Source organism: Marinobacter sp. ELB17 (assembly GCF_000169375.1).
Lineage (GTDB): Bacteria > Pseudomonadota > Gammaproteobacteria > Pseudomonadales > Oleiphilaceae > Marinobacter.
In genome coordinates, this window is sequence record NZ_AAXY01000001.1 from 393,263 (window position 1) to 418,790 (window position 25,528).

The 25,528-nt window shown below is 55.8% G+C and carries 25 protein-coding genes and 1 other RNA gene; 5 read left to right on the plus strand and 21 right to left on the minus strand.

Annotated features, from left to right (window positions below; all coding sequences use genetic code 11):
• Positions 1 to 340: 340 nt before the first annotated feature.
• The gene (locus MELB17_RS01880; protein WP_036183145.1) at positions 341 to 544 is read left to right on the plus strand and encodes a hypothetical protein; all 204 of its coding nucleotides are present in this window, start codon (positions 341 to 343) and stop codon (positions 542 to 544) included.
• A 42-nt stretch (positions 545 to 586) separates the two neighbouring features.
• Here the strand turns inward: MELB17_RS01880 and MELB17_RS01885 are convergent, their stop codons facing one another.
• From MELB17_RS01885 to aroQ, 12 genes are all read right to left on the minus strand, one after another.
• Positions 587 to 1,981, minus strand: a complete 1,395-nt coding sequence (locus MELB17_RS01885; protein ID WP_007348431.1) for a sigma 54-interacting transcriptional regulator — start codon at positions 1,979 to 1,981, stop codon at positions 587 to 589.
• Positions 1,982 to 2,177: 196 nt separating this feature from the next.
• Positions 2,178 to 3,761, minus strand: coding sequence for a cation:proton antiporter family protein (locus MELB17_RS01890; RefSeq protein WP_007348432.1), 1,584 nt, complete (start codon positions 3,759 to 3,761; stop codon positions 2,178 to 2,180).
• 101 nt (positions 3,762 to 3,862) lie between these two features.
• On the minus strand, positions 3,863 to 4,810 hold the full coding sequence (locus MELB17_RS01895) for an alpha/beta fold hydrolase (protein WP_007348433.1): 948 nt from the start codon (positions 4,808 to 4,810) through the stop codon (positions 3,863 to 3,865).
• A 103-nt stretch (positions 4,811 to 4,913) separates the two neighbouring features.
• Positions 4,914 to 6,200 carry a phosphoribosylamine--glycine ligase gene (gene purD / locus MELB17_RS01900; protein WP_007348434.1) on the minus strand — a complete coding sequence of 429 codons (1,287 nt, stop codon included), beginning with the start codon at positions 6,198 to 6,200 and terminating at the stop codon, positions 4,914 to 4,916.
• A gap of 17 nt (positions 6,201 to 6,217) precedes the next feature.
• Complete coding sequence (purH, locus tag MELB17_RS01905) at positions 6,218 to 7,798, minus strand: bifunctional phosphoribosylaminoimidazolecarboxamide formyltransferase/IMP cyclohydrolase (protein ID WP_007348435.1); 1,581 nt, start codon at positions 7,796 to 7,798, stop codon at positions 6,218 to 6,220.
• A gap of 31 nt (positions 7,799 to 7,829) precedes the next feature.
• Positions 7,830 to 8,147, minus strand: coding sequence for a DNA-binding transcriptional regulator Fis (gene fis / locus MELB17_RS01910; RefSeq protein WP_007348436.1), 318 nt, complete (start codon positions 8,145 to 8,147; stop codon positions 7,830 to 7,832).
• Positions 8,144 to 9,142, minus strand: a complete 999-nt coding sequence (dusB, locus tag MELB17_RS01915) for a tRNA dihydrouridine synthase DusB (RefSeq protein ID WP_007348437.1) — start codon at positions 9,140 to 9,142, stop codon at positions 8,144 to 8,146. The genes fis and dusB overlap by 4 nt, the downstream gene beginning before the upstream one ends.
• A gap of 224 nt (positions 9,143 to 9,366) precedes the next feature.
• The gene (locus tag MELB17_RS01920) at positions 9,367 to 10,488 is read right to left on the minus strand and encodes a DUF3426 domain-containing protein (RefSeq protein WP_007348439.1); all 1,122 of its coding nucleotides are present in this window, start codon (positions 10,486 to 10,488) and stop codon (positions 9,367 to 9,369) included.
• A gap of 80 nt (positions 10,489 to 10,568) precedes the next feature.
• On the minus strand, positions 10,569 to 11,462 hold the full coding sequence (gene prmA, locus MELB17_RS01925; RefSeq protein WP_007348440.1) for a 50S ribosomal protein L11 methyltransferase: 894 nt from the start codon (positions 11,460 to 11,462) through the stop codon (positions 10,569 to 10,571).
• 28 nt (positions 11,463 to 11,490) lie between these two features.
• Positions 11,491 to 12,837, minus strand: coding sequence for an acetyl-CoA carboxylase biotin carboxylase subunit (accC, locus tag MELB17_RS01930; RefSeq protein WP_036183150.1), 1,347 nt, complete (start codon positions 12,835 to 12,837; stop codon positions 11,491 to 11,493).
• 18 nt (positions 12,838 to 12,855) lie between these two features.
• On the minus strand, positions 12,856 to 13,320 hold the full coding sequence (gene accB / locus MELB17_RS01935) for an acetyl-CoA carboxylase biotin carboxyl carrier protein (RefSeq protein WP_007348442.1): 465 nt from the start codon (positions 13,318 to 13,320) through the stop codon (positions 12,856 to 12,858).
• Positions 13,321 to 13,350: 30 nt separating this feature from the next.
• Positions 13,351 to 13,788, minus strand: coding sequence for a type II 3-dehydroquinate dehydratase (gene aroQ, locus MELB17_RS01940; RefSeq protein ID WP_007348443.1), 438 nt, complete (start codon positions 13,786 to 13,788; stop codon positions 13,351 to 13,353).
• Positions 13,789 to 14,126: 338 nt separating this feature from the next.
• On the opposite strand from aroQ, the gene MELB17_RS01945 reads away from it, so the two are divergent.
• Both MELB17_RS01945 and MELB17_RS01950 read left to right on the plus strand, forming a co-directional pair.
• The gene (locus MELB17_RS01945) at positions 14,127 to 16,157 is read left to right on the plus strand and encodes an EAL domain-containing protein (RefSeq protein ID WP_198136419.1); all 2,031 of its coding nucleotides are present in this window, start codon (positions 14,127 to 14,129) and stop codon (positions 16,155 to 16,157) included.
• 7 nt (positions 16,158 to 16,164) lie between these two features.
• Complete coding sequence (locus tag MELB17_RS01950) at positions 16,165 to 17,214, plus strand: DUF2333 family protein (RefSeq protein WP_007348445.1); 1,050 nt, start codon at positions 16,165 to 16,167, stop codon at positions 17,212 to 17,214.
• An 84-nt stretch (positions 17,215 to 17,298) separates the two neighbouring features.
• On the opposite strand, the gene ppa is transcribed toward MELB17_RS01950, so the two are convergent.
• The gene (gene ppa / locus MELB17_RS01955) at positions 17,299 to 17,826 is read right to left on the minus strand and encodes an inorganic diphosphatase (protein ID WP_007348446.1); all 528 of its coding nucleotides are present in this window, start codon (positions 17,824 to 17,826) and stop codon (positions 17,299 to 17,301) included.
• Between the two features lie 123 nt (positions 17,827 to 17,949).
• Entirely contained in the window at positions 17,950 to 18,624 is a 675-nt protein-coding gene (gene rpiA, locus MELB17_RS01960) for a ribose-5-phosphate isomerase RpiA (RefSeq protein ID WP_007348447.1), read from the minus strand.
• Positions 18,625 to 18,822: 198 nt separating this feature from the next.
• Between rpiA and ilvA the strand changes: the two genes are divergently transcribed.
• Positions 18,823 to 20,364, plus strand: coding sequence for a threonine ammonia-lyase, biosynthetic (ilvA, locus tag MELB17_RS01965; protein ID WP_007348448.1), 1,542 nt, complete (start codon positions 18,823 to 18,825; stop codon positions 20,362 to 20,364).
• 167 nt (positions 20,365 to 20,531) lie between these two features.
• The gene (locus tag MELB17_RS24890; RefSeq protein WP_198136420.1) at positions 20,532 to 20,672 is read left to right on the plus strand and encodes a hypothetical protein; all 141 of its coding nucleotides are present in this window, start codon (positions 20,532 to 20,534) and stop codon (positions 20,670 to 20,672) included.
• Here the strand turns inward: MELB17_RS24890 and MELB17_RS01970 are convergent.
• From MELB17_RS01970 to MELB17_RS01995, 7 genes are all read right to left on the minus strand, one after another.
• Entirely contained in the window at positions 20,654 to 21,295 is a 642-nt protein-coding gene (locus MELB17_RS01970) for a 5-formyltetrahydrofolate cyclo-ligase (protein WP_007348449.1), read from the minus strand. The two genes, MELB17_RS24890 and MELB17_RS01970, sit on opposite strands and share 19 nt — an antisense overlap.
• Positions 21,296 to 21,299: 4 nt before the next feature.
• Positions 21,300 to 21,479: non-coding RNA, 6S RNA (gene ssrS, locus MELB17_RS23515), on the minus strand.
• 95 nt (positions 21,480 to 21,574) lie between these two features.
• A complete protein-coding gene (locus MELB17_RS01975) occupies positions 21,575 to 21,853 on the minus strand; it encodes a cell division protein ZapA (protein WP_007348450.1) in 279 nt (92 codons plus the stop codon).
• Positions 21,853 to 22,059: a TIGR02449 family protein gene (locus MELB17_RS01980; RefSeq protein WP_007348451.1), complete on the minus strand. Its 207-nt coding sequence runs from the start codon at positions 22,057 to 22,059 to the stop codon at positions 21,853 to 21,855. Before MELB17_RS01980 ends, MELB17_RS01975 begins: the two co-directional genes overlap by 1 nt.
• A 113-nt stretch (positions 22,060 to 22,172) precedes the next feature.
• A complete protein-coding gene (locus MELB17_RS01985) occupies positions 22,173 to 23,183 on the minus strand; it encodes a tyrosine-type recombinase/integrase (protein WP_007348452.1) in 1,011 nt (336 codons plus the stop codon).
• Complete coding sequence (locus MELB17_RS01990; RefSeq protein ID WP_227498758.1) at positions 23,180 to 24,145, minus strand: tyrosine-type recombinase/integrase; 966 nt, start codon at positions 24,143 to 24,145, stop codon at positions 23,180 to 23,182. The genes MELB17_RS01985 and MELB17_RS01990 overlap by 4 nt, the downstream gene beginning before the upstream one ends.
• A complete protein-coding gene (locus MELB17_RS01995; protein WP_007348454.1) occupies positions 24,124 to 25,377 on the minus strand; it encodes a site-specific integrase in 1,254 nt (417 codons plus the stop codon). The genes MELB17_RS01990 and MELB17_RS01995 overlap by 22 nt, the downstream gene beginning before the upstream one ends.
• Positions 25,378 to 25,528: the final 151 nt, after the last annotated feature.

Here is a 25,528-nt window from a genome sequence, read left to right on the forward strand (position 1 = left end):
TTAGCGCTGAGGCTCTTATGTCGTCAATGTCGCTAAATAGTGTCTGAGCTTTACACATTATATTTTTGTAGAGCCTTGATTTAGAGATTGAATACTTAAAATGCGGTATTTGAACCTGGCGGGTTGTATCAGTAATGGTACAGCCCGCTATTTTTTTGCGGCGAAGAAAAATGGCTTATTAAAATTAAATTTTCTAGTCATTAATGGCTTGTTGGTTTCTTTAAATTTTCTGGCACGGTTATCGTTTAGTGTTGTCTGTGAGTCTGCACCGGAACTTGACACAAGGTTTGCAGGAAGGGATGGGCTCAATCGCAGCTAACAACAAAGAAGGAATAACATCATGAATGCTAAAAAACTGCTAGCAATTGCTGTTGCATTGGGCCTGGGTGTGTCTGGCACCGTGTGGGCTGACCAGCAGGGTGACAATGCCGCGGTCCGAGGTGATAGATGCAATGCTGGTGGCTTGGTCCATCGGGGACGGATGGGTGTTAACGGCATTTTCCTGGGCGTGCGCCGGTGTTATGGCCAGAGTAACGGCGAATAGACATAGCCTGAGATGTCCACATGGGTGAATGCAAAAGGTGTGTCAGACACAATTTCCTTCAGAGTCTTCATTTGGGCGTAATGCTGCATGGTTGTGTTTTTCCAATAGGCGATAGAACGAAACGCGGGAAATAGCCAGCATGCGGGCTGCGGCGCTGATGTTGTGTTGCGTTAGGCTCAGGCTGCATGACAGAGCGTGACGTTCGGCCTCGTTGCGAAACGCAGAGAGTGTCAGTTGTGAAGGATTGCTGGGGGTTGGCAGTGCCGCCGGTAAGCCCAGGCTGCGGGGGCTGATGGTGTTGTTGTCGCTGTCGCTGTCGCTGTCGCTGAGCAGCCCGGCTCGGCGCAAACGATTTTGCAGTTCGCGCAGATTACCGGGCCAGGTATGGTGCGCAAGCGCCGAGATGGCGGCGGTGCTGAGTTTTTTCGGGGTTTTGTTTTGATCTAAAAGTAACAGGGCGAGGGTAATAACGTCGTCGGGGCGCTGCCGAAGCGCAGGCATATTAATAATCAGGCTGCCCAGGCGATAGAACACATCGCTCCGGAACTCGCCCTGGCGAACCAACTCATCAAGGTCTGAAGAACTGGTTGCCAGAATTCGTACGTCCACGATGAACGATGTTTTGCCTCCAATGCGCTCAAGCCGGCCTTCCTGCAAAAAGGGCAGCAACGCCGATTGCTGTTTCATGCTGAGCTCATCAATACCGGCCAGCAACACTGTGCCCCGGTGCGCCTGTTCCAGGCGCCCCGGATGGGTTTTCAGAGCGTGGGTGAAGGCGCCTTTTTCGTAGCCGAACAGCTCGCTTTGGATCAATGATTCTGGCAGCGCGGCGCAGTTAACAACCACAAGTGGGCCATAGCCACGGCTGCTGTTTTTCTGGATAAAGTGAGCGGCGGCTTCTTTACCGCTGCCGCTTTCGCCGGTGATTAACACCGGTTCGTCAACCGCGGCGAAGCGCCGTAGCAAGGCGCGGGTGTTGCAGATAGCGGGCGATGAGCCCGTCAGCACAACATCATTAAAATCCGGTTCGCGCCGGTTGCCGTGGAAGCCTTCTGAGGTCTGGATTTGCAGTTCTGCCATGCCCCACAAATGCCCCAACATCGCGTTGAAGCGGCTTATATCCAACGGTGCCGAGTGGTAGTCAGAGCAGTAGCGGGCAATGAACCACTGGGTATCGGAACCCGGAGATGGATGGATGTCGACAATGGCAACCCAATAGCGCAGCCCTAGAAACTCAATCCAGCGATTAAAGTTACCGACATCGCTGACGTTGAACCGGCGCAGATCCGCCACGCCAACACGCGGGCCTGCACAGGACGGTGGCGCCAATGGCATATCGTCACTGGCGTTGATGGCGTACACCTGATACTCAGACCCAAATTCTGGTATGTCTGGTACGTGGGTTGATAGCCATATGAGCGTTCGGCATGGCGGCATGAAAAACCTCCATTTCGTCACAACATAAGCCACACATCACGAACATTGAGTATTGCGTACAAAAACCCTATTCATAGATGGCTGCAAACAAAATTTAAAGCATAAGGTATGCCAGAGAACCTGCGAATCGGGTTATCAAACAGTTAGCAGAATCATCTATTGCGTGAAAAAATCGATGTGTAAAATTCGTTGACGTTTAGGCGGTCGAGGGCGGTTCGAAGCCGTCCGGCGCGGAAGCTTCCCGCTCCATGATGTGGCTTGCCAGGGCTACGCCGGTTTCGCTCATGGTCAGGTAGGCGTCGTTGGCGCCGGCTTCACGTATTTGGTGAGCTTCGTCCTGAAACATGGTGTGGGCCACAATGTAGCCGGTGAAACCCATGCGCCGCAGCATGCGGGCGGCAATCAGTTTGCCTTCAATGTCGGCCATGGCGAGGATCACTGAATGCACCTGGGGCATATGCAGATTGCTCCAGAAGGTGGTGTCTTCGGCATCGGCAAACACCACATTGCGCCCCGCCACGCCGTGCTGGGTAATTTTGTTGGGGTCAGAATCCAGCCCGACCAGGGTCGGTTCGGTTTCGATCAGCCAGTCGTAAGCGGCGGTACCGGTACGCCCCATACCCATGATGAGAACCTTGGCGTCAGCCAGCGCCAAGGGCTGTTCGTCGGGGTGATGGTTATTGGTTTCGTAGCGTTCCAAGCGGCTGGCAAAGTGCTCGTAGAGGCTGTGAGCGATGCGATTCAGGGGTGCTGAAATGATAAACGACAGCGCCACGCTGATGGCCAACGGCACCATCCACTGGGGCAAGGCAATGCTGGCTACAATCAGGCCGAATTCGCTGTAGTTGGTCAGCGCCAGCGACGTTAGAAAACTACTGCGCGCGCGCAGGCGAAACAGAATCATCAGGAAGAAAAACAGAAGTCCTTTCAACGGCAGAATCAGGCCGGCAGCCAGCGCAAACATCAGTGAATGGGTGTCTGGCAGCCCGCCAATGCCGATTTGCAGGAAAAACCCCACCAGGAATATTTCTTTCACACTCCACAGAGATTTGGCCAACTCCTGACTGCGTGGGTGATTGGCCAGCACCGCACCAAACAGCAAAGCGCCAAGCTCGGAGCTCAAGCCCACGGCTTCAAAGCCCAAGCCGCCCAATACCAGCGCCAAAAGCATGCCCAACAGCACCAGTAGTTCATCGTGGCCGCTGGCATCCAGCAGGCGGAACAGCAATGGCCGCAGTAGCGGCAGGCCGAACACAATCAAGGCCCATTCCGACGGCGTTTTACCCGCAGCCAGGCTCATTACGACCAGTGCGATCAGGTCTTGCATCACCAGAATACCGATGGCTACGCGGCCATGGAATGCACGCAACTCGCGCTTACTTTCCAGCACTTTAGCGACCAGAATAGTGGATGAAAACGACAGCGCCGCTGCCAGCATAAACGCAACGTACCAGGTAATATCCAAAATCAGATACAGCCCGGGAGTGAACACAAAGCAGGTTATGCCAAAGTGCAGCAGGCTACCTCCAATAACCTCGGGGCTGATGATGGTCTTGAGTTTCAGCTTCAAGCCCACCGTAAACAGCATCAGTAACACGCCCAGGTGGGCAATGTGGCCTAATACTTCGGTGGGTTCGGCAGAGATATTGGAACCCGGGAACGCCGTTAGCGCGCTGAGTGTGAAACCGGCCGCCAGATAACCCACCAGGGGTGGCAAATGAACCACCTTGACCAGCAGGCCAAGACCAAACGCAAAGGATATCCATACTGCTTCAGGCATGAGAGGTTCTTTCAGGGAAAACGGATTATGGTCAGCATAAGGCTACCTTGTTTTTCCCGGTCGTTGAAGCCGATAACAACAGAGCCTCGTGCCTGTTTGTGTTACCCGGCTTTTGAAGCATGGGATTTGGCAAACTCCAGGAACAGACGAGCTGACTCTTCCGGTGTTTCAAGCATGGGCACGTGACCAACCCCGTCCAATACCTCAAGTCGTGCACCCGGGATGATGTCCACAAAGACTTCGCCGTTACGGTAGTTAATCACACGGTCTTCCTTGCCCCAGACGACCAGTACCGGGGCTTTGATGCGGCTGATGATACTGCGGAAATCCGTCTCGAATCCAGCGTCCCGGATGGCGGCAAAGATCACTTCATTTACCGTCTGATTGGCAAGAGCCTGGTCTTCCATAACCCCAAGAACGGGCCAGGGAATAAACGGCTTTTTCTCAAGAGCGAAATCCATCAGACGCTCGAAATCGCCGGGTTTTGAGGGGATAAGCGGATTGTCACCAGCGACGACTAAATCAAACAGTTCGCTCTCGTACTCAAGAATACCAGCCGGGTCGAACAGTACGGCGGTTTTGATCTGTTCCGGATAAGCGGCGGCATACAAAGCCGTAATGGCGCCGCCCATGGAGTTGCCCATTATGTGCATCTCGGCAATGTCCAGAGCCTGAAGAATACGGGCAAGGTGAGCCACTTGCTGGTCCAGCCGATAACCGAGATCCAGCGGCTTGCTGCTTTCGCCGTGGCCCGGAAGGTCTATGGCATAAACGTTGAATTTATCTGTGAGCTCCCGGGCCATGCGGGTCCAGTTATCTTTGTTGGCACCAAAACCATGAACCATCACGATGGTATCGCCGCTGTTCATTTCTGCGTTTCGCAGGTACGCAATGTCCAGTTCGCCCAGGGTGATGCTGGCAGCCTCAAGTCCGGCGGTGGAACGCTCGAAGTCGATAGCCTTTTGGTATATGTCATGGCGGGAGCATGCGTTTAAAAGCACAATGGATAAGAGCAAGAAAAAGACGGCAGAGGGTGACTTTTGCAGCATTTGAGCAGTTCCAGGCTGTTTGTGTGATGGGGCAGGCAAGTGAGTTCACATTACCCCATAAAAAAGCCCGGTCAACGACCGGGCTTTTGCTCAGGATGTCGTATTACGCTTGCTCGCGGGCTATGGCCCGATACGCGATGTCTTTGCGGTAAAACGCACCGTTCCAGCTTATCTTTCTGGCAAGTTTGTAAGCCCGTTGTTGGGCTTCGGTCACGGTATTGCCCAGTGCGGTTGCGCAGAGTACCCGGCCACCGTTGGTGACCACCTGGTTGCCATCCAGTTTTGTGCCGGCGTGGAAAGCTTTTTCGCCCTCAGTTTCGGTTTCCGACAGGCCAGAGATAACATCGCCTTTGCTGTAGCTGCCGGGATAACCACCTGCCGCCAGAACAATACCCACGGCGGCTCGGGGGTCCCAATCGGAGCTGCACTGGTCCAGTTTACCGTCAATCGCGGCCTGACACAGAGCCACCAGATCAGACTGCATGCGCAGCATGATGGGCTGAGTCTCCGGATCGCCAAAGCGGCAGTTGAATTCGATCACCCTGGGAGCACCGGCAGAATCGATCATCAGGCCGGCGTAAAGGAAACCTTTGTAGGGGTGGCCTTCGGCTTTCATGCCGCGCACGGTTGGGTAGATCACCTCATCCATAATGCGCTGGTGCACGTTGGGGGTCACCACTGGGGCAGGGGAATAAGCACCCATGCCACCGGTGTTGGGACCGGTGTCGCCATCGCCCACGCGCTTGTGGTCTTGCGAGGTCGCCATGGCCAGCACGTTGTCGCCGTCGACCATGACGATGAAGCTGGCTTCTTCGCCGTCCAGAAATTCTTCAACCACCACGCGGCTGCCGGCGTCGCCAAACGCGTTGCCCGCCAGCATATCGCGGACGGCGTTTTCCGCTTCGGCCAGATTCATGGCCACAATCACGCCTTTACCCGCAGCCAGGCCGTCAGCTTTAACCACAATAGGCGCGCCTTGCTGGCGCACGTAGGCCAATGCTTCATCAACGTCGGTAAAGTTGCCGTAGGAACCCGTAGGGATTTTCTGGCGCGCCAGAAAGTCTTTGGTAAAGGCTTTTGAGCCTTCTAGCTGCGCGGCGCCGGCGCTGGGGCCAAACACTCTCAGGCCACGCTCTTCAAACAAGTCCACAACACCGGCAACCAGTGGCGCCTCGGGCCCCACGATGGTCAGGCCAACATTATTGCGGGCGGCGAAATCAGCCAAGCCGTTCAAATCCATCACATCGATGGCGACGTTTTCCACACCGGCTTCGGTGGCGGTGCCGGCATTACCGGGCGCTACGAAGACGGTATCGGCCAGTTCCGACTGCGCGGCTTTCCACGCCAGGGCGTGTTCGCGCCCGCCATTACCAATAATCAGAATATTCATGATGCTGTCCCTACGGGTTAATGGCGGAAATGGCGCATGCCAGTGAACACCATAGCAATGCCGTGCTCGTTGGCGGCGTCGATCACTTCCTGATCACGCATGGAACCACCAGGTTGGATCACCGCGGTAATACCGGCAGCGGCGGCGGCATCAATACCGTCGCGGAACGGGAAGAAGGCGTCAGACGACATGACCGAGCCTTTTACTTCCAGGCCTTCATCGGCGGCTTTGATGCCGGCAATTCTGGCACTGTACACGCGGCTCATCTGGCCGGCGCCCACGCCGATGGTACGGCCCGCTTTCGCGTACACAATGGCGTTGGATTTGACGTACTTGGCCACTTCCCAGGCAAACAGTAAATCGTTCAGTTCTTCTTCGCTGGGTTGGCGTTGGGTGACCACTTTTACATCACTCATGGCAACCATGCCCAGGTCACGTTCTTGCACCAGTAAGCCACCGGTCACGCGTTTGTAATCCAATGCCGGGGCGCGCTCACCGTCAAATTCGCCGCAGGCCAGCAAACGCACGTTTTTCTTGGCGGCTATCAGTTCTACTGCTTCGGCGCTGATACTGGGAGCGATGATCACTTCCACAAACTGGCGATCAATAATGGCTCTGGCGGTCGCTGCGTCCAGCTCGCGGTTGAAGGCAATGATGCCGCCAAACGCTGAGGTGGGATCCGTTGCATAGGCCAGCTCGTAAGCTTGCAGAATGTCGGCACCAATGGCTACACCACAGGGATTGGCGTGCTTGACGATCACGCAAGCCGGGTCGGCGAAGGGTTTTACACACTCAAGCGCGGCGTCGGTGTCGGCCACGTTGTTGTACGACAGCGCTTTACCCTGGAGCTGGGTAGCGGTCGCCACACAGGCTTCTTTCGGGTTGCGCTCGGCGTAGAACGCGGCGCGCTGGTGCGGGTTTTCGCCGTAGCGCATGTCCTGCACTTTCACAAACTGGGCATTGAAGGTGCGCGGGAAATCCGCATTGTCGTTATCGGCGGTGCGCCCACCCAAGTAGTTAGCGATAGCACCGTCGTAGCCGGCGGTGTGCTCAAAGGCTTTTACGGCCAAGTCAAAACGCGTAGCAAAGGTCAGTTCGCCATCGTTACTTTCCAGTTCTTTCAATACCCGGTTGTAATCGCGAGTATTCACCACTACGGCCACATCGTTGTGGTTCTTGGCTGCCGCGCGAACCATGGTGGGGCCGCCAATGTCGATGTTTTCAATGGCGGTCGCCAAGTCGCAATCCGGATTGGCGATGGTGTCTTCAAACGGATAGAGATTCACCACCACCATGTCGATGGGGTCTATGCCGTGTTCGGCCATGACGGCGTCGTCGGTGCCACGGCGGCCCAAAACGCCACCGTGAATTTTCGGGTGCAGGGTTTTTACCCGGCCATCCATCATCTCCGGGAAACCGGTGTAGTCAGACACTTCGGTGACGGCGACGTTGTTTTCTTTAAGCAGATGAAAGGTGCCGCCGGTGGACAGCAACTCTATGCCGCGCTCGCTGAGCGCGCGACCAAATTCAACAATGCCGGTTTTGTCACTGACACTGATCAGCGCACGACGAACGGGAGTATTTGCCTGATTTGCCATGGTTCACATTCTTCCGGATCGGATGTCGGGTTTAAAGCAGATCGTATTGCTTGAGCTTCTTGCGCAGGGTGCCGCGGTTCAGACCCAGCATGGTGGACGCTTTGGTCTGGTTGTTGCGGGTGTACCTCATCACCTGCTCTAGCAATGGAGCTTCTACTTCTGATAGCACCAATTGATAAACCTCGGTTACCGGAGCGCCATCAAGCTGGGTGAAGTAGTTGGTCAGTGCAATTTCTACGCTGTCACGCAGGGTGACTGAGTTACCGCTGGTGCCAGCCGTTTGCAGTTGGTGAATGTCATCATTGGCGGATGCGTTCAGGGTGTCGTTTGCCAAAGTTTCAGCTTTCATGCTGCGAATACCTCTTCATTTCGTAAGCTTGCGAAATACTGTTGAATGCTGTCGTGCTGCTCCAACGCGTTGTCTATGGCGTTGAAGCTTTGCTGGAAGCGTTTGTTTTGGTCGTGGCATTGCAAATACCAGCCCACATGTTTGCGGGCAATGCGCACACCCATGGTTTCTCCATAAAAATCGTGCAGTGCCAGCAGGTGCTCGCTCAGTATCGTTTCCACTTCATCCAGTGGCGGCGGTTTCATGTGTTCGCCTGTTTCCAGAAAATGCAGGATTTCCCGAAAAATCCAAGGTTGGCCCTGAGCCGCACGGCCAATCAGCAGGCCATCGGCCCCGGTGTATTGAAGCACTTCGCGCGCTTTTTCCGGGCTGGTGATGTCGCCGTTGGCGAAGACCGGAATGCCAACGTCGGACTTCACTCGGGCAATGGTGTCGTACTCGGCATTGCCCGTGTATTTGTCGGTGCGGGTGCGGCCATGAATGGCCAGCGCCTGAATACCGGCTTCTTCTGCCATGCGCGCAATAATCGGCGCGTTGCGGTGATTTTCATCCCAACCGGTTCGCATTTTTAGGGTCACCGGTATGTCTACGGCGGCTACCACCGCCTTCAGAATCTGCAGCACCAGAGCTTCGTCTTTCATCAGGGCAGAGCCGGCCGCTTTATTACAGACTTTTTTCGCCGGGCAACCCATATTGATGTCGATGATCTGGGCGCCAGACGCAGCGTTCATACAAGCCGCCTGCGCTAGCATCTCCGGATCTCCGCCGGCAATCTGCACCGAGCGGGGTTCAGGCTCACCTTGATGATTTAGACGGCTGCGAGATTTTCGGGTGTGCCACATTTTGCTATCAGCAATCACCATTTCCGAAACTGCCAGTCCTGCGCCCATACGCCGACACAGCAGCCGAAACGGCCGGTCTGTTACACCGGCCATGGGCGCAACAATTAGCGGATTGGGCAAGGTATACGGCCCGATTTTTGCCGTTGGCAGCATGATCTGAATCCGTGTTACGGAAGTTAACGCAAGGCCTGAATACCGGTGAATTGTTCAATAATTGAACGGCCGAATTCCGGAGGGCGCTAATGATACCGCTGGTGCGGCCGCGATTGAAGAGGCAAAGCTGTGAAAAAATTGATTATTTTTCGTGCTTTTTGGTTGACTTTCGTGCGCTTGGCGAAAGCTTATAAGTTGAGTTCGGCCAGCAGGCTCTCGCTGGCCTACTCGGCCTGTGAGCGGAAGTCGATGTTGTAGCTGACCGCCGTTTGTCCCGGGTCCTGGATGGCGATGGCAATGCGTATCGGGGTCTGCGGCGGCATTTCCCGCAACTGTGCGCCCTGGTCTGCCAGGTAATCTGCAGGGCTGAATACACGCTGTGTAACCTCTTGCCCGTTCAAATCTGCGAAGGTCAGAACAATGGCCGGAAACGGCTGTGCGAATGCGGCACGGTTGATAATCACAGCGTCTACCACCAGTTCGCTGCGGTTGGCAGGGTTGGTTTTTACCACCAGTTTGCGGCTGTCTATGGCGCTCATGTCTATCAGCGGTGGCAGCGTGCAACCGGCGAGTTCGCAGCCTTTCTCGTAAAAAGGGCGCAGCTGGGGAATTTTGGAAAATTTGTCAAACTGAACCCAAGCCAGCTGTGAGACGATCACCCCCAGAATGGCCACAACAATCAGTGACCAGGCCAGCGCCCGGATTTTTCCGCCGTGATTGCGCTGAACCGGAATGGGTTCTTGGCGAAGATTGCTGTAAGGCGTGTGCTGCGGTCGGGCGCCGCTCTCGGCGTAAATCTGATGCTCGGACGGCAACGGCCAGCTGTCGTTGGGTTGCGCTAGGCCTTGCGTTTCAATATCTGGAGCTTCAGCGGGTGGTTCATTCTTGGGCGGCGCTGCTTCGACGGGATGGGCTGGGCGCCTTGGGCTGTCGGGACGGCTGGCTTCATTCAAAATGGCGCGGGCCCAGCTTTCGTCCGAATCCAGGTTTATATCGCTGCTGCTGTCGATGTCATCGCTGTAAACACTGTGGTCCATGGAGCGAAAACTGTCGCTGAGCTCGTCTTCGGCAAACGTCATATCGGCTTTAATGTAAGCGCCGTGGGCTGCATCTTCTTCCGGGTTGTCCGCAAACACCAGATCGTCGTCCGGATCCGGGTTGATAACCGGCTCCAGGGGTGTTGTAACAACAGGTTTTGGCTCTTTGATGCGGTTCTCAAAGGCATTGAAAATCTTCATGCAGCTGCCGCAGCGCACTCGCCCCTTGGCAACCTCCAGTTGTTCCTCGGTTACCCGGAAACGCGTCTGGCAGTGGGGACACTGAGTTTGAAGGTTGCTGGAAGTCATTCTAAATCCTTGAATACAAAGAAACTGAATGCACGGTCGTCTAGATCTTTGGCCTTACTGCTTCATCAATCGTGGCGCTATCAACGGTGGCGTCGCCCTGTGAGCCGTATCCATTCACCCTGCTGTTCTGGTTCATCCATAATAAACCAGGGCTCGTAAGCCGCCATCACATCGCGGGCCTGATGGTTGAGGATGCCAGACAGCACAATGTCGCCGCCTGGGCGGGTTTTTGCTGCCAGGTGTGGTGCCAGTCCGATCAGTGGCTGAGCCAGAATATTGGCGAGCGTAATGTCGGCCAAGGCGTCGGGTTCGTCTTTCGGCAGATATAAAGACAGCCTGCTTTCGTCCACTTCGTTGCGGCGGGCGTTTTCACGGCTGGCTTCCAGCGCCTGAGGGTCGGTGTCGACTCCCATTACATGGTCTGCACCCAGCAACAGTGCGGCCAGGCCTAAAATGCCGGAGCCACAGCCATAATCGATCACCTGTTTGCCCTGTACATCAGCGCCGTCTAGCCACTGCAGGCACAGGGCCGTCGTGTCGTGGGTGCCGGTACCAAACGCCAGGCCTGGGTCCAGCAGCAAATTGGCTGCGTCTGGATCAGGCGCGTCGTGCCAGCTGGGTACTATCCACAAACGTTCGCCAAAGCGCAGCGGGTGGAAGTCGTCCATCCAGGCCCGTGCCCAGTCTTTATCTTCAACCAACGTTACGTCTATGTCCGCCAGACTCTGCTGGGTTTGCTGGTGCCAGGCGTCGCGGATGTTGGAGCACAACTCGGTAATATCGTAACTGGACTGAAACAGTCCGGTTACGGTGGTTTGGCTCCACAAAGGTGTGGTGCCATGGTCCGGCTCGTACAAAGGCTGGTCAGCGGCGTCTTCCATCGACACCGCATCCGCACCCATTTCCATCAACACGTCTTCGAGTTGATCGGCGTTGTCTGGGTCAGCCGGAATCTTTAGTTGTATCCAGGGCATACTGCTTCCCGCATTGACGACGCAGGACTCAGTCCTGAATCAGTTTTTCAAGATAATGAATGGTGAAGTCTACCTGTTTAAAGCCGCCATCGCGCACCAATCTGCGGTGCAGCGGCTGATTGGTTTTAATGCCTTCAACCACCATCTCGTCGAGGGCGTTTTTCATGCGCCGACGCGCTATTTCGCGGTCGTCACCCCAGGTGATCAGTTTGGCGATCAGCGAATCGTAGTAGGGCGGTACGGTGTAACCACTGTAAAGGTGCGAATCCACCCGCACACCGTTACCGCCGGGAGCGTGAAAGTGCTTCACTTTACCAGGGCTGGGCACAAAAGTTTGGGGATCTTCTGCGTTGATTCGGCACTCGATGGCGTGCCCGGTAATCTTGATGTCGTCCTGCGTGTACTGCAATGGCAGGCCGCTGGCGATACGCAGCTGTTCGCGCACGATATCCACGCCGGTCACCATTTCTGATACCGGGTGCTCAACCTGCACGCGGGTGTTCATTTCGATGAAGTAGAAACCACCGTCCTGATACAGGAATTCGAAGGTGCCGGCACCCACATAGCCAATTTCCTTACAGGCATCAACACAAGCTTTCAGGGTTTTTTCCCTGGCTTCGGGGTCAATACCCGGCGCCGGCGCTTCTTCCAACACTTTCTGGTGACGGCGCTGGAACGAGCAGTCGCGGTCGCCCAAGTGAATGCAGTTGCCGTGCATGTCTGCCAGTACCTGAACTTCCACGTGGCGCGGGCGCTCAAGGAATTTTTCAAGGTACACGGTCGGGTCGCCAAACGCGCTGCGAGCTTCGGTTTGGGTAATCTGTACGGCCTTGAGCAATGCGGCTTCTGAATGCACCACCTGCATACCGCGACCGCCGCCGCCCGATGCGGCTTTGATAATCACCGGGTAGCCAATTTTTTTAGCGACTTTGAGAGTCAGGTCGTCGTCTTCGGTCAGCGCGCCGTTAGAGCCCGGAACGGTGGGTACGCCTGCACTGATCATGGCGTTGATGGCCGACACTTTGTTGCCCATCAGCCGAATGGTCTCGGCTCTGGGGCCGATAAAGCGGAACCCGCTTTTTTCGACCTGCTCGGCAAAGTCGGCGTTTTCCGCCAAAAAGCCGTAACCGGGGTGGATGCCCACTGAGTCGGTTACTTCCGCCGCGCTGATAATGGCAGGGATATTCAGGTAGCTGTCGGTCGGGCTGTTGGGGCCGATACAGACGGTTTCATCGGCTAAACGTACGTGCATCAGGTCGCGGTCGACCTGAGAGTGCACGGCGACGGTTTTGATACCTAATTCTTTACAGGCGCGCAAAATTCGCAGGGCAATTTCACCGCGGTTTGCGATCAATACTTTTTCTAACATGTCCATGGTTCACAATCACCGGGTTCAGGAAATGACGACCAGAGGCTGGTCAAACTCCACCGGCTGGCCGTTTTCGACCAGCACTTCGACGATGGTGCCACTTTTGTCAGCTTCAATCTGGTTCATCATCTTCATCGCTTCCACGATACAGATAACGTCACCGGCTTTGATCGATTGGCCCACGGCGATGAATTCCGGCGCGGTAGGTGATGGCGCACTGTAGTAGGTGCCCACCATGGGTGAATTAATGGTATGGCCCTTGGGCGCTGCAGGCTTGGCCTCATGGTCAACCGGGCCCGGGGTTTCCGGCGCTGGCGCGTACATAGGAGCTGCATGTTGTGGTGGCATGTGGCTGACGTAATGCGTGCCGGCTGGCTGCTCACGGCGGCGCGAGATACGCACGGAATCATCGCCCTCGTGAATTTCCAGTTCTTCGACGTCGGATTCGTCAAGCAGTTCGATCAATTTCTTGATTTTGCGAATATCCATGATTTCTTCAGCCTCTTTTGTAAGGTCTAGTTAATGCGTTTGTTTCAATGCAGCCTGAAGCGCCAGGTCATAGCCCTGGCTGCCGAGGCCGCAGATAACGCCTTTGGCGATATCCGAAAAATAGGAGTGGTGCCGAAATGCTTCCCGCTGGTGCACATTGGACAGATGCACCTCAATGAACGGTATGGAAACCGCCAACAGCGCGTCACGCAATGCGACGCTGGTGTGGGTAAAAGCCGCCGGATTAAACAGGATATAGTCCACACCTTCCGCTTTGGCGGCGTGAATGCGTTCAATCAATTCGTATTCGGCGTTTGATTGCAGGTGGAGCAGATGATGGCCCGCAGCTGCAGCGCTGCTCTGAAGGCGCTGATTAATCTCTGCGAGGGTTTCGTAGCCGTATACCTCAGGTTCGCGGGCGCCCAGCATATTCAGATTTGGCCCGTGAAGCACGAGAATACTTGCCATAAAAACCAATACCTTTATTTTGCAGAATTGCCAAAGTTAGCGACACAATGTGCCCATGGTGCGCACTTATGCTGCTCATATCAATACTTTTTGATAAGTTTGGATGGTTATCAGGAGCCTTCATGTGACCTAATGCAGGCCCAGCCATTCTGATTCTGCCGATTATTATCAGACAGCGCTGCAACAGCGTCCATAAGACGTTGGTTCCATATAGAGCAACCCATTGGCGGATTTGGCGTACGCTTACTACAATAATCGGCGTTATAGTGACTATTATAGGGAAGGTTCGCCTTTTGTGAGCGTCGCACGCAACACCAAACTCCCGGAGCAGTTCATTTATGACTCAGGCACACGCCCGGATGAGTAGTCAGTTAGTCTGCCTGGATCATCAGCGAGGTAGTTTTTCGTTGCGCGCTTTGCTGCTGCTGTTCACCGGGGTGTTGCTGGTAGCGGTGCTGTTGGCAAGTGTGGGTGCTAGCTACGGCTATTTTCGTCAGTATGTCAGCAGCCAGCTGGCTGGCCACGCTCAGGATGGCGCTACTGCCGTTGGCTTGTCCCTGTCGAACGCCATTGACGGTCGCGACCCCATTGCATCGAGCTCTTTGATTGATGCGGTATTCGACAGTGGGCGTTATTTATCTGTGGAGTATCTTGACCATTCGGGCGTTGTGGTGGCTGGGCGCCGTATGGGCCTCAGTAAGGTTGACGCACCCGCCTGGTTTGTTCACTTCGCAGATTTGCCGACACCGGTTGCCACGGCCCAAGTGGTGCGGGGCTGGCAGCGCCTGGGTTTGGTCAATGTGGTCAGTCATCCCGGGGGGGCGTATCAGGACCTTTGGCGCATCGCAGCGGCGCTGGTTTTGAGTGCCGCCGTTATCAGCGGTATCGGTCTGCTATGTCTGTGGTTGTTACTGCGGCAGACTCTGCAGCCGCTGCATGCACTGGAGCGCCAGGCTGGCGCGATTGGCCGGCGTGAATTCCGCCAACGCATTCGGGTGGCAGGCGCCCGTGAGCTGCGCCAAGTCACCGTGGCCATGAATACCATGGCCGATCAGCTGGAAAAGCTGTTTTATGGGCAGGCACGGCTGATTCAGCAGCTGCGCAAGTTCAACAATGAAGATCCGGTGACCGGCCTTGCCAGCCGCACCGCTTTTGACCAGCGCCTAAAAGTAGAGGTGCAGTCTGAGGAGCGATCGGCGCCGGGCGTGCTGCTGATTTTTCAGTTGTCGCAGTTTGCGGAGTTCAATGTGTTGCTGGGGCGCCAGGAGGGTGACCGGCTTTTGGCACGCCTGGCCAAAATCATCGAATACTTTATCAGCCAGCACGCCGATGCTTTTGCGGGTCGGCGCATGGGCGCCTCGTTCGTGCTGTATCTGCCCGGTGTCAGCTCTGACGATGCCTTGCCTTGGTGTCAGTCACTGCTGGCGGATATTGATGACGCCTACAGTGCCATTGCCGACCCCTTAGCGGTTGCAGTACACGGGGGGCTGGCGCCAACCGTTGACGGCGCCGGCGTGCCGGAGTTGCTGATCGCCGCTGACAACGCCCTGCGCCAAGCCCAGTCGCAGAGCGAGTCTGGCTGCCGCTTGCTGGTGCCCGGTGGCGGCGCACAGTTGGGCGCTGAGGCCTGGCGCTCAACGTTGCAGGAAGCTCTGGCGCAGAAGCGTTTTGCACTGTGGCTTCAGCCCGTGATTAATTGTGCAGGGCCGGTTCATGGTGAGCCGCTTTACCATCAGGTATTTTCGCGCATTAATACGGCCGATGGCGCGCTAAAGGCCGCGCTGTTTGTGCCTATGGCGGAGCACCTTGGGCTGATTGCGGCTATTGATCGCCAATTGGTACACAGCGTTCTGGCGCATCTGCGCCAGCGTCCGCAGATGCCGCTGGCTGTTTCTTTGGGCAACGCCTCAGTCACAAACCCACAGTTTCAGCAGGACCTGCTGGCAGAATTAAAAGCAGCAGGAGCGGTGGCCCGCAACCTGTGGGTGGGCATTTCGGAATTGGCCATTCACCGCCACCGCGAGGAAGCTACCAGGCTCGTGCAGTCGCTGAACGACTTGCAGGTGTCGGTGGTGGTTGATCGTTTTGGCGTAGGCGGAGTGCCGTTTAGCTATTTGAAAAATCTGCGACTGGAAGCTCTGCGTATTGACAACAGCTTCACCCATGGCATTGACGAACATGGCGATAACCGCTTCTTTTTGAAGTCGGTCGTTGATATTGCCCACAGTCGCGGTGTGAAAGTGTTTGCCAGTGGCGTGGAAACCGTCGAGGAATTCAAGGTACTGTGTAATTTGGGCATTGATGGCGCAATGGGCTACCATCTGGGGCGTCCGTTTACCGCAGGCAACCACCAATTGACAGGGGAATAATACGCTTATGCCAGGCAAAATCAGGCAGTATTTCAAGGACAAAAAAGGCGATGCCCGGGATTCCTCCGGTGGTGGAATGGTGGGTAAGTTGCTGCTTATCGTTGTGCTGTTCTACCTGCTGATTGCCATGATCATGGGTATGTACTGGAGCAGCGAGCCCGACAGTTTCTCTGTGCGTGAACACACCCGTGCTACCGCCAACGCCATGCAGCGTGAACCGGTGACTGGTTTTGCCACCACCGCCACCATGATCCGAATCGCGGAAACTCTGCTGGACAAGCCCGGCGGTTACATTACCAACGACATTTTCCCTCCGGGCCTTTGGCTGGACAACGTGCCCAACTGGGAATTCGGTGTGCTGGTGCAAGTGCGTGACCTGGCCCGAGCCATGCGTCAAGACATCAGTCGCGCCCAGAGCCAATCCTCGGAAGACGCGGACCTGATCATTGCCGAGCCCCAGTTGCACTTTGATAGCGATAGCTGGGCGATTCCCTCAACCGAATCCGAATATCGCCGCGGGATCACCGCTTTGAAGCGGTATTTGGACCGGCTGTCGAACCCGGAGAAGACCGATTCCCAGTTCTTTGCCCGCGCCGATAGCTTGAACAACTGGCTGGCAGATCTGGAAACCCGTTTGGGTAGCTTGTCCCGCACCCTGGGTGAGAGTGTGGGTAAAGCCTCTATTTCCGACACGGTAGCGGATTTTGAGGGCCAGGATCCGCTGGATGAGCGAGCCCAAGGCGTTGATGTAAAAACCGATTGGACCAAGATAGACGATGTGTTTTACGAGGCCCGCGGCAGTTCTTGGGCGTTACTGCATATATTCCGTGCCATTGAAGTGGATTTCCGCAAGGTATTGCAGGACAAGAACGCTACGGCCAGTGTTAAGCAGATCATCATTGAGCTTGAGGGAGCGCAGGGCGACATGTGGAGTCCGGTGATTCTCAACGGCAGTGGCTTTGGCATAATGGCCAACCATTCGCTGACCATGGCGGCCTATTTATCGCGGGCCAACGCGGCGATCAGTGACATGCGGGAGTTACTGTCGCGGGGCTAGCAATTGGCTCCCACTGAGGTGCAGGCAACAAAAAAACCGGGCTTAATGCCCGGGTTTTTGTGAACCGTATAAAGCAATACGCTTTTAGCCGCCGTAAGCTTTGATGGCGTCAACAATGGCTTTTTTCGCAGCCGCTGCATTGTCCCAGCCTTGGATTTTCACCCATTTTCCGGCTTCCAGCGCCTTGTAGTTTTCAAAGAAGTGATGAATCTGGTTGCGCAGCAGTTCTGGCAAGTCAGTCACATCTTGTACGTGGGCGTAAGCCGTGGTCAGCTTGTCGTGGGGTACTGCGACCAGCTTGGCGTCGCCGCCGGCTTCGTCTTCCATGTTCAGTACGCCTACCGGGCGACAGCGAATCACACAGCCAGCCTGAATCGGGTAGGGGGTAATGACCAGTACGTCCAGGGCATCACCGTCGTCGGCCAGAGTGTGGGGAATAAAACCGTAGTTGGCCGGGTAGAACATGGGCGTGGCCATAAAACGGTCTACCAGCAAGGCGCCCATGTCTTTGTCCAGTTCGTACTTCACCGGTGAGCTGTTGGCCGGGATTTCAATGGCTACATAAATATCTTCGGGTGCATTTTTGCCGGCAGGGATGTTGTCGAATTGCATCGGGTGGTCCTTCCTGGGTAGGGTTAAAAAGTGAGCGCCATTGTACGAAACTGCATCGCTCTGCGAAACTAAACGTTGGTCTGGCATGCCAGCCGACCTTGGCTTCCATGCCGGTCGAGTGGGTCAGCCGCGCTTGAGAGTCCGTACACCGGTTTTTGTGCCCAGCAGCAGAAGATCGGCGGGGCGGCGGGCAAACAGGCCGTTGGTGACCACACCTACAATCTGGTTCAGGCGTTCTTCCACCTGAATTGGGCGCGACAGGTCCAGGTTATAGACGTCAATAATGATGTTGCCATTGTCGGTGGTAAAATTGTCGCGGTACACCGGATCGCCGCCAAGTTTCACGATTTCCCGGCCAACGTGGCTGCGGGCCATCGGTAACACTTCCAGTGGCAGTGGGAATTCACCCAGAATGTCTACTTTTTTGGACTCGTCGGCGATGCAGATAAACGTCTGCGCCACTTCAGCCACAATCTTTTCCCGCGTTAGCGCGCCGCCGCCGCCTTTGATCAGTTCCAGCTGTTCGTTGACTTCATCGGCGCCGTCTACATAAAACTCCAGATCGGCGGTGCTGTTCAGCTCATAAACGGGAATGCCGTGGCTTTTCAAGCGTTCAGCGGTGGCTTCGGAGCTGGCCACGGCGCCGTCAAAATCGTTGCGAATGGCCGCCAGAAAATCAATGAAGCAGTTGGCAGTGCTGCCGGTGCCCACACCAATTACGCTGCTGCTGTTCAGGCGTGGGCTGATGTAGTCGATAGCGGATTTGGCGACCGCTTGCTTCAGTTCGTCCTGGTTCATGGTTGAGCCCGTTGCGGAAAATGAATGAGATACTTGCAGTATACAGCGTCTGGGCGGGCTGCTTATAGACGGTTGCGGGTAAAACTTTCTACACTATGGATTCTTCCAGTGATGCCTCACGCCAAATTTCTTTCGAATTACTGGGAATTTCTTTCGAATCACGCCTAATTCATTCTTAAATTACATTGCGGAATCGACATGCCCCAACGCTATATCAAGAAAATATTGAATGCCCGCGTTTACGATGTTGCCAATAAAACGCCGCTGACCGAAGCCGTTAGCCTGTCGCGGCGCTTCGGCAACAACATTTTTTTGAAGCGTGAAGATTTGCAGCCGGTATTCTCGTTCAAGATTCGCGGGGCCTATAACAAGCTGGTGCAGTTGTCGGAGGAGCAGAAGGCCAAGGGTGTAATCTGTGCGTCTGCCGGTAATCACGCCCAGGGGGTGGCCTTGTCGGCAAAAAAACTGGGCATCAAGGCCGTCATCGTAATGCCCCAGACGACGCCGGAGATTAAAGTGAGGTCTGTGCGTGAGCACGGTGCCAAGGTAGTGCTCCGAGGCGACGCTTTTGACGAAGCCGCGGCCCACGCCCACGAGCTGATTGAAAAGCACGGTTATACCTACATTCCTCCTTATGATGATCCAGACGTTATCGCCGGCCAGGGCACGGTCGCCATGGAGTTGTTGTGGCAATTTAGCAAACCCATCCACGCGGTGTTTGTCTGTGTGGGCGGTGGCGGGCTGATTGCCGGTATGGCCGCCTACATAAAATATCTGCGCCCGGAGATAAAAGTAATAGGTGTAGAGCCGGAAGACTCAAACTGCTTGCAGGCAGCGATGAAAGCCGGCAAGCGGGTAATACTGGACGAAGTTGGGATATTTGCCGACGGCGTGGCAGTCAAACAGATTGGTGCCTACCCTTGGGAAATCTGCAAAGATCACGTAGACGAAGTGATCACCGTATCCACCGATGAAATCTGTGCCGCGATTAAAGACATTTTTGAAGACACCCGCTCCATTGCCGAGCCCGCTGGGGCGCTTGGTGTGGCCGGTATTAAAAAATATATAGAACGGGGAAAAATCGAAAATGAAAATCTGATCGCTACGCTCAGCGGCGCCAATATGAACTTTGACCGTCTGCGTTATATTTCGGAGCGCACCGAAATCGGCGAGAAGCGTGAAGCCATCCTGGCGGTGACCATTCCTGAAAAACCAGGCGCCTTCAAAACCTTTATCAACGCTCTGCACAAGCGCAATATCACCGAGTTCAATTACCGTTACGCGGACAGCAAACAAGCCACGATATTTGTCGGCATTCAGATTCAGGCCGGTGGCCTGGGCCGAGACGAACTGGTGCGGGAACTGCGCGAGACCGGCTATTTGGTGCTGGACCTGACAGACAGCGACTTGGCCAAGCAGCACATTCGCCACATGGTGGGGGGGCACGCTCCGGGTATCAGCAATGAAAAAGTGTTCCAGTTCGAGTTCCCCGAGCGTCCGGGGGCTTTGTTGAAATTTTTGATGTCGCTGGGCACGCGTTGGAATATTTCGATGTTTCATTACCGCAATCACGGTGCGGCTTACAGCCGCGTGTTGTTGGGCGCTGAAGTGGACGATGACGAAGTGAGGGATTTTGAAAAAATGCTTGAGAAGGTCGGTTTCCGCTATGAAAACATGACCGATAACGAAGCTTACCAGCTGTTTCTTGGGGCAGGAAACGGCAACAGCCACTCTAGCTGATCGCGTCGCGGGCGCTGAGTGCCTGCCCGGATCTCTGAGTTACTGAAAGTTAATCTGTCAAAAATTGTAAAATGGCGGGGGAGTGATAGTCTTCCGTCATTCTATTAACGGCGGCATCAGTCCTCCGTTTCCTGTATGGGTTATCACAGCAGTTCCGGAGTTAAGAAATGGGCCGCAAGCCAGATATGATCCGCACCATCGCATTGATATTCGCTGCTGGCCTTATTATTACCGGATTCACCTCGCTGCAAGCGTCTGAACAGGGCCCCCGAGCGGCGGAGCCTTGGTATCAGGCCACTACCCGATAACAGCCACGCTCTGTAACCACCGAGTGCAAAGGCACATCCCAAGGCTCAATCGGTAAGCTATCCACCCTCTGAAAATCATGAGCCAGGCCAATCAGCTTGGGTGCGAGTCTTGGCCGAGTGCGGCTGAAGGCAAATGTCCGGTCGTAAAACCCCCCGCCCATGCCCAGCCTTCCTCCGCGCTCGTCAAACCCTACCAGCGGAAACAATATTGCATCCATCGCCCAGGCTGGCCGTTTCAGGCCGGCGCTAAATGCAGGTTCCGCAATGCCAAAACGATTGGGGCGCAGGCGGGTGTGCGACGTGTAAGGGCTGAAAACCAGCTTCCCGGGTATTAGCGGATGCAATACCGGTAAGTAAACGCGTATGCCGCGGCGACGCGCAGCTTGCATATAGGGCAGCGGACTGATTTCACCATCGTTTGGACAATAGATGGCAAGGTGGCGGGCGCGATAAAGATCGGGGTTGGCTAACAGGCGCTTGGCCAGTTGCTGCGATGCGTGTCTTTGTTGCAAAGGAGACAAGGCATTGCGCTGTTGGCGCAAGTGTCTACGCAACTGATTGCGGGAAGTGTTCAAGTCTGCAGAAGACGGTAAAAAAGAGGGGTGGGCGATGCTGTCGCTCAAAATAAAGCTTCCCGGGCTGCCGTTATCGGATGTAGGTCCTTGAACCCAAGTTCAAGGTCGGTGACCGCTGTGACATATTAGGCTTTCCCCCGCAGGGGACATGCACACAATGCCCTAAAGTGGCCACCTGGGTAAAGCGCATCGGCTCGAGGACGTACCCGACGAGCGTACAGCCCAGGAAGGTGATTCCATTATAAGGTCAAGATGGGGGCTTATTGCAAGTGCTCTTGGCCATTCCGTTAAAAATCGTCGCTTGTTGCTGTTTTATAAGCTTTTTTGTTACTTTAGGGCGATGTTTAGCTTGTCGTCCATGGCCTTTAGCAACGTGCTGCTGCCTTCTGACATGGTGTCGCGCTCCAGCATTTCGTTGGTGATATTCAGCGCCGCCATCACCGCAATTCGCTCGGTTCCAAACACCTTGCCGCTGTTACGGATCTCCCGCATTTTACGGTCTAGATATCGTGCCGATCGCAACAATGCTTCTTGTTCCTGCTCGGGGCAGGTAACCAGGTATTCCTTGTCGAGAATTTTCACCTCAAACGTAGATTTGGTGGACATTAATGCTGCTCCAGTGCCCGCAGGCGGCCTATCATGGCTTCAAGTTTGGTTTTTGCGAGGTCGTTCTTGTGAACCAGCTGAGCCCGCTCGCGAATCCAGTCTTCCTGGCGTGTTTTTAGTGCCTGGTTTTCCAGCTCAAGCTTGCCGTAGCGTTCAAGAAGCTGATCCAGCTTGTCCGCCAACACCTGTACTTCGGGCTGTTCCATGGGGCGCCTGATCTCGATGGGTGGTAATTATCTGCACCCGATAATTATGCAAGGTTCGTCGGAACACAAGCGGTATTTTCAGGGGCGGAGCGCGAGCGGAGGTTTGCATAATTTCAGAGACTTTCCAGGAACTGGAGGAGTGCGTCCGTCGGGCGGTAGCGCTTGTGCTGGGTCGCAGGTGGGGTGATGGCGGCAAGGGCCCGCTCCTTCATGCCCATGTCCGCTTCGACATAGCCGTGAGTGGTGACGGGGCTTTCGTGACCGAGCCACAACGCGATCACGGTCAGATCGACGCCCGCCTGCAACAGGTGCATGGCCGTCGTATGGCGCCAGGTATGCGGCGAGATCCTGCGGCCTGCTAACTGTGGACACATCTTTGTCGCGGTGCTGACGGCCAGGTTCAGTCGTTCGGCCACATTGGTGCGCGTCATTGGCAATCCGCTGCGGTTTGGAATGAGGGGTTGCTCGACATGCAAGTCGGCGTATTTTAGCCACTGCCGGATTTCCTTCGCCGTTTCCTTCCATAGAGGCACGGTTCGTTGTTTGCGGCCCTTGCCATGTAGGCGCACAGAGGCGGTTGCCGCCAACGTGATATCGGCCACCCGGATGCCGATCAGTTCGGAAACCCGAGCGCCGGTGTTGTAAAGCACCGTGAGCATGGCGGTGTCGCGGCGCCCGCACCAGGTCGTTATACCCGGGGCTGCAAGCAGCGCGCGAACCTCGTCGCGAGACAGGAACTCAAGCATGGGTCGTTCGAAGCGTTTCATAGGTATCGCGAGAATCTGTTGTGCAAGATGCAGAGCTGGCGGCGCTTGTGAGGCGACGTAGTGGGCAAAGGCACGAACCGCCGCCAATCTTGCATTGCGCGTGCGAATGGTGTTGTGCCGTTCGGTCTCGAGATGCGTGAGGAAATTCAGCACCAAGGCCGCATCGACATCGCACAGTGCCAGCATGGCAGGTGGCTTGCCCGTTGCGCGTCCCACATAGTTCAGCAAGAGCTTGAAGGTATCGCGATAGGCAGCGACTGTTCGGGGGCTGACGTTCTGTTGCTGGATCAAGCGCTCGGCGAAGAAGCGCTGGAGCAACGCGCCGAATTCGGTGGGAGCGGTGAGCAAGGGGTTCATGACGCCTCTCCTTGCGTATAGAGGTGAAAGCGTTCGGCGGCGATCGCCATCAGTTCGGGAATGCCGGTGACATACCAGTAGGTGTCGCTCACCTTGGCGTGCCCGACGTAGGTTGATAGCGCCAGAATGGCACGATCAATATCTACGCCCTCTTCATAGAGGCGCAGCATGCTTCTCACGATGAAGGTGTGCCGGATGTCATGCAGGCGGTGACGCTGATAGTCACCGCGCGTTTGCCAGTCCAGTTGCTGACACAGCCTCTGTAAGGCATACAGCATGCTGGGCTGATTTACGCCGCTGCCATCATCACGCAGGAAGAACTTGTCACAACAAGGCCGTGGCACGAGCCTATCTCGCTGTCGTGCATAGGCGCGCAACGAGTCGGTAACGCTCGGATGCAGCGGTACGAGACGCTGCTGATGGAACTTCGCTTCGCGGATATGCAAAACGCCACTGTCCATGTCGACGTCAGCCGCGGTTAGTGTCAGTGCTTCGGCGATGCGTAGCCCGGTCGCGGCGAGCAAGCCAAAAACACAGTGGCAAGTTGCTGGACGCAATCCCTCGGTGGGCGCCAAGCCATGCGTGGCTTCAAGCAGTGTGCACAGTTCGGCTTCTGTGTAGATGTGTGGGATGAGACGCCGGTGGGCCGAACCAAAGAGACTTCGCGGTGGAACCTCCGTCGCCGGATCCTCGCGCTGGCAAAAGCGGGCGAAACCGCGAAGAATCCCGATGCGGCGCGCCCAGGTAAACGACGCCTTAAGCTGCGAAGTCTGTGCCCATGCGACAGCGAGCGGCACCGTCAGATGCCCTTCAGGAGAGACCTCATCCGCGAAACGGGCAAATGACTGAAGCTGCGTTGCGTCGATGGTTAGCTCGAATCCGTTACGACGACGATACGCCAGGTACGCTTCGACCCGCGCCATCCAAGACAACCGGGCGCTCATGACGGGCTCCCGGGCCACGGCAGTGCCATCGCGCGCAATTGCTCCACGTCAACGCGGGCGTAGCTGTAGGCAGTGTCAAGACTCTTGTGACGCAATACGTCGGCGATCTCTTTGACTGAGACCCCAGCGCGCTGTAGCTGCGTTGCCATCGTTCGCCGCAGCACGTGTGTGTTGCAGAACTGATCGCGCAAACCGCAACGAACAAAGGCGCGGTTCATTGAATTGCGAATGGCCGGAACGCTCAGTGGCGTGTCGAGCGGTGCCCGGTGCCGGACGAATAGTCTGCGGCTCGTCGTCTGCGGGCGTCCCTGTCGCAGATACTGCGCTACCGCCTCTCCCGTGGACGCAGGCAGGGGAAGCTGTTGAATGCGTTTACTTTTGGTACCGCTGATGGTCAGTATTGCCCTGCGCCAGTCGATCGACTCCAGCGTGAGGTAGGTTACTTCGTGACCGCGTAAACCCAGATCAAGCAGGCAGCGCGCGATGGCATAGTCACGCAGGCCAACGGGGTCCGTGCGATCGAAGGCATCCAGAAAGGCCGTTAGTTCGGCGTCCGACAATACCTTGGGCAACGTGGCCCGGCGCCAGTCTGCGATTCGTGGAAGCGCTGCCGCTAGCCCGTCGGTCTCGTCACCGCGCACGGCACGGTAACGAAAGTAGCTACGCAGACTGTTGCACACGATACGCAGCGATGCCGGCCGTAGGCGCGACGTCAGCGTCGAAAAGTAAGCATCTATGTCGGTCGCCGACAGCGACAAGACGCTCACGGTATCAGTAACGCCTACGTCGTAGAGGAACGCCCCAACGTGTTGAGCTCGGCTGTCACGGGTGGCTGATGATAGCCCGCAAGTATCCGTTAAGTACTCGGCGAACCGAGTGAGCTCGATCGTCACTGGATCCTTCGCCATCGTTGGCGATGGCTGTGAACGCATCAGTATTTTGAGCAGATGCCGAAGCGCCGCTCCGGAGCAGCCTACAGAATCGTAGCAGGGTACGGGACAGGTGCACGCCGGGAGGTGTTCGCGCACGAACCGTTTAATAAGGGATGAATCGACGTGCGTCAACTCGAGCTCTTCAGCTTTAAGCCAGAAACCAAAATGGGCAAGGCAGCCCAAATAGATTCTGATGGTGCGATCAGCGTAGCGCTGGCCTCGCAGCGCCTTAATGTAGGATGAAACGACGCTCTCGAGCGGACTATCAATCAGCCAGTTGTAGCGAACAAGGTTTGTGAGGGTTTTATCGGCGGGCATGGTGTGTGCTCCTGCGGTTAGGGACGAGCCCACAGGAAACACTGTTTTTATGCAAAGCTCGATAGCTACAACACAGCTAAAAGCTTCGTCGCCACTGGCCTTTGCCGGAATAGCCCAACAAACCTTGCATAATTATAGGGTGAGGATAATT

Excerpts from the sequence above, each read along its gene's own strand:
- MELB17_RS01895 (WP_007348433.1), bottom strand. The coding sequence starts at position 4,810 with ATGCTGCAAAAGTCACCCTCTGCCGTCTTTTTCTTGCTCTTATCCATT.
- ilvA (WP_007348448.1), top strand. The coding sequence starts at position 18,823 with ATGCCCCAACGCTATATCAAGAAAATATTGAATGCCCGCGTTTACGAT.
- purD (WP_007348434.1), bottom strand. The coding sequence starts at position 6,200 with ATGAATATTCTGATTATTGGTAATGGCGGGCGCGAACACGCCCTGGCG.
- MELB17_RS01975 (WP_007348450.1), bottom strand. The coding sequence starts at position 21,853 with ATGTCCACCAAATCTACGTTTGAGGTGAAAATTCTCGACAAGGAATAC.
- MELB17_RS24890 (WP_198136420.1), top strand. The coding sequence starts at position 20,532 with ATGGGCCGCAAGCCAGATATGATCCGCACCATCGCATTGATATTCGCT.
- MELB17_RS01985 (WP_007348452.1), bottom strand. The coding sequence starts at position 23,183 with ATGAACCCCTTGCTCACCGCTCCCACCGAATTCGGCGCGTTGCTCCAG.
- fis (WP_007348436.1), bottom strand. The coding sequence starts at position 8,147 with ATGAAAGCTGAAACTTTGGCAAACGACACCCTGAACGCATCCGCCAAT.
- MELB17_RS01980 (WP_007348451.1), bottom strand. The coding sequence starts at position 22,059 with ATGGAACAGCCCGAAGTACAGGTGTTGGCGGACAAGCTGGATCAGCTT.
- MELB17_RS01920 (WP_007348439.1), bottom strand. The coding sequence starts at position 10,488 with ATGACTTCCAGCAACCTTCAAACTCAGTGTCCCCACTGCCAGACGCGT.
- rpiA (WP_007348447.1), bottom strand. The coding sequence starts at position 18,624 with ATGAACCAGGACGAACTGAAGCAAGCGGTCGCCAAATCCGCTATCGAC.
- MELB17_RS01880 (WP_036183145.1), top strand. The coding sequence starts at position 341 with ATGAATGCTAAAAAACTGCTAGCAATTGCTGTTGCATTGGGCCTGGGT.
- accC (WP_036183150.1), bottom strand. The coding sequence starts at position 12,837 with ATGGACATGTTAGAAAAAGTATTGATCGCAAACCGCGGTGAAATTGCC.
- MELB17_RS01890 (WP_007348432.1), bottom strand. The coding sequence starts at position 3,761 with ATGCCTGAAGCAGTATGGATATCCTTTGCGTTTGGTCTTGGCCTGCTG.
- accB (WP_007348442.1), bottom strand. The coding sequence starts at position 13,320 with ATGGATATTCGCAAAATCAAGAAATTGATCGAACTGCTTGACGAATCC.
- prmA (WP_007348440.1), bottom strand. The coding sequence starts at position 11,462 with ATGCCCTGGATACAACTAAAGATTCCGGCTGACCCAGACAACGCCGAT.
- dusB (WP_007348437.1), bottom strand. The coding sequence starts at position 9,142 with ATGCTGCCAACGGCAAAAATCGGGCCGTATACCTTGCCCAATCCGCTA.
- aroQ (WP_007348443.1), bottom strand. The coding sequence starts at position 13,788 with ATGGCAAGTATTCTCGTGCTTCACGGGCCAAATCTGAATATGCTGGGC.
- MELB17_RS01995 (WP_007348454.1), bottom strand. The coding sequence starts at position 25,377 with ATGCCCGCCGATAAAACCCTCACAAACCTTGTTCGCTACAACTGGCTG.
- ppa (WP_007348446.1), bottom strand. The coding sequence starts at position 17,826 with ATGCAATTCGACAACATCCCTGCCGGCAAAAATGCACCCGAAGATATT.
- MELB17_RS01945 (WP_198136419.1), top strand. The coding sequence starts at position 14,127 with ATGACTCAGGCACACGCCCGGATGAGTAGTCAGTTAGTCTGCCTGGAT.
- MELB17_RS01885 (WP_007348431.1), bottom strand. The coding sequence starts at position 1,981 with ATGCCGCCATGCCGAACGCTCATATGGCTATCAACCCACGTACCAGAC.
- purH (WP_007348435.1), bottom strand. The coding sequence starts at position 7,798 with ATGGCAAATCAGGCAAATACTCCCGTTCGTCGTGCGCTGATCAGTGTC.
- MELB17_RS01950 (WP_007348445.1), top strand. The coding sequence starts at position 16,165 with ATGCCAGGCAAAATCAGGCAGTATTTCAAGGACAAAAAAGGCGATGCC.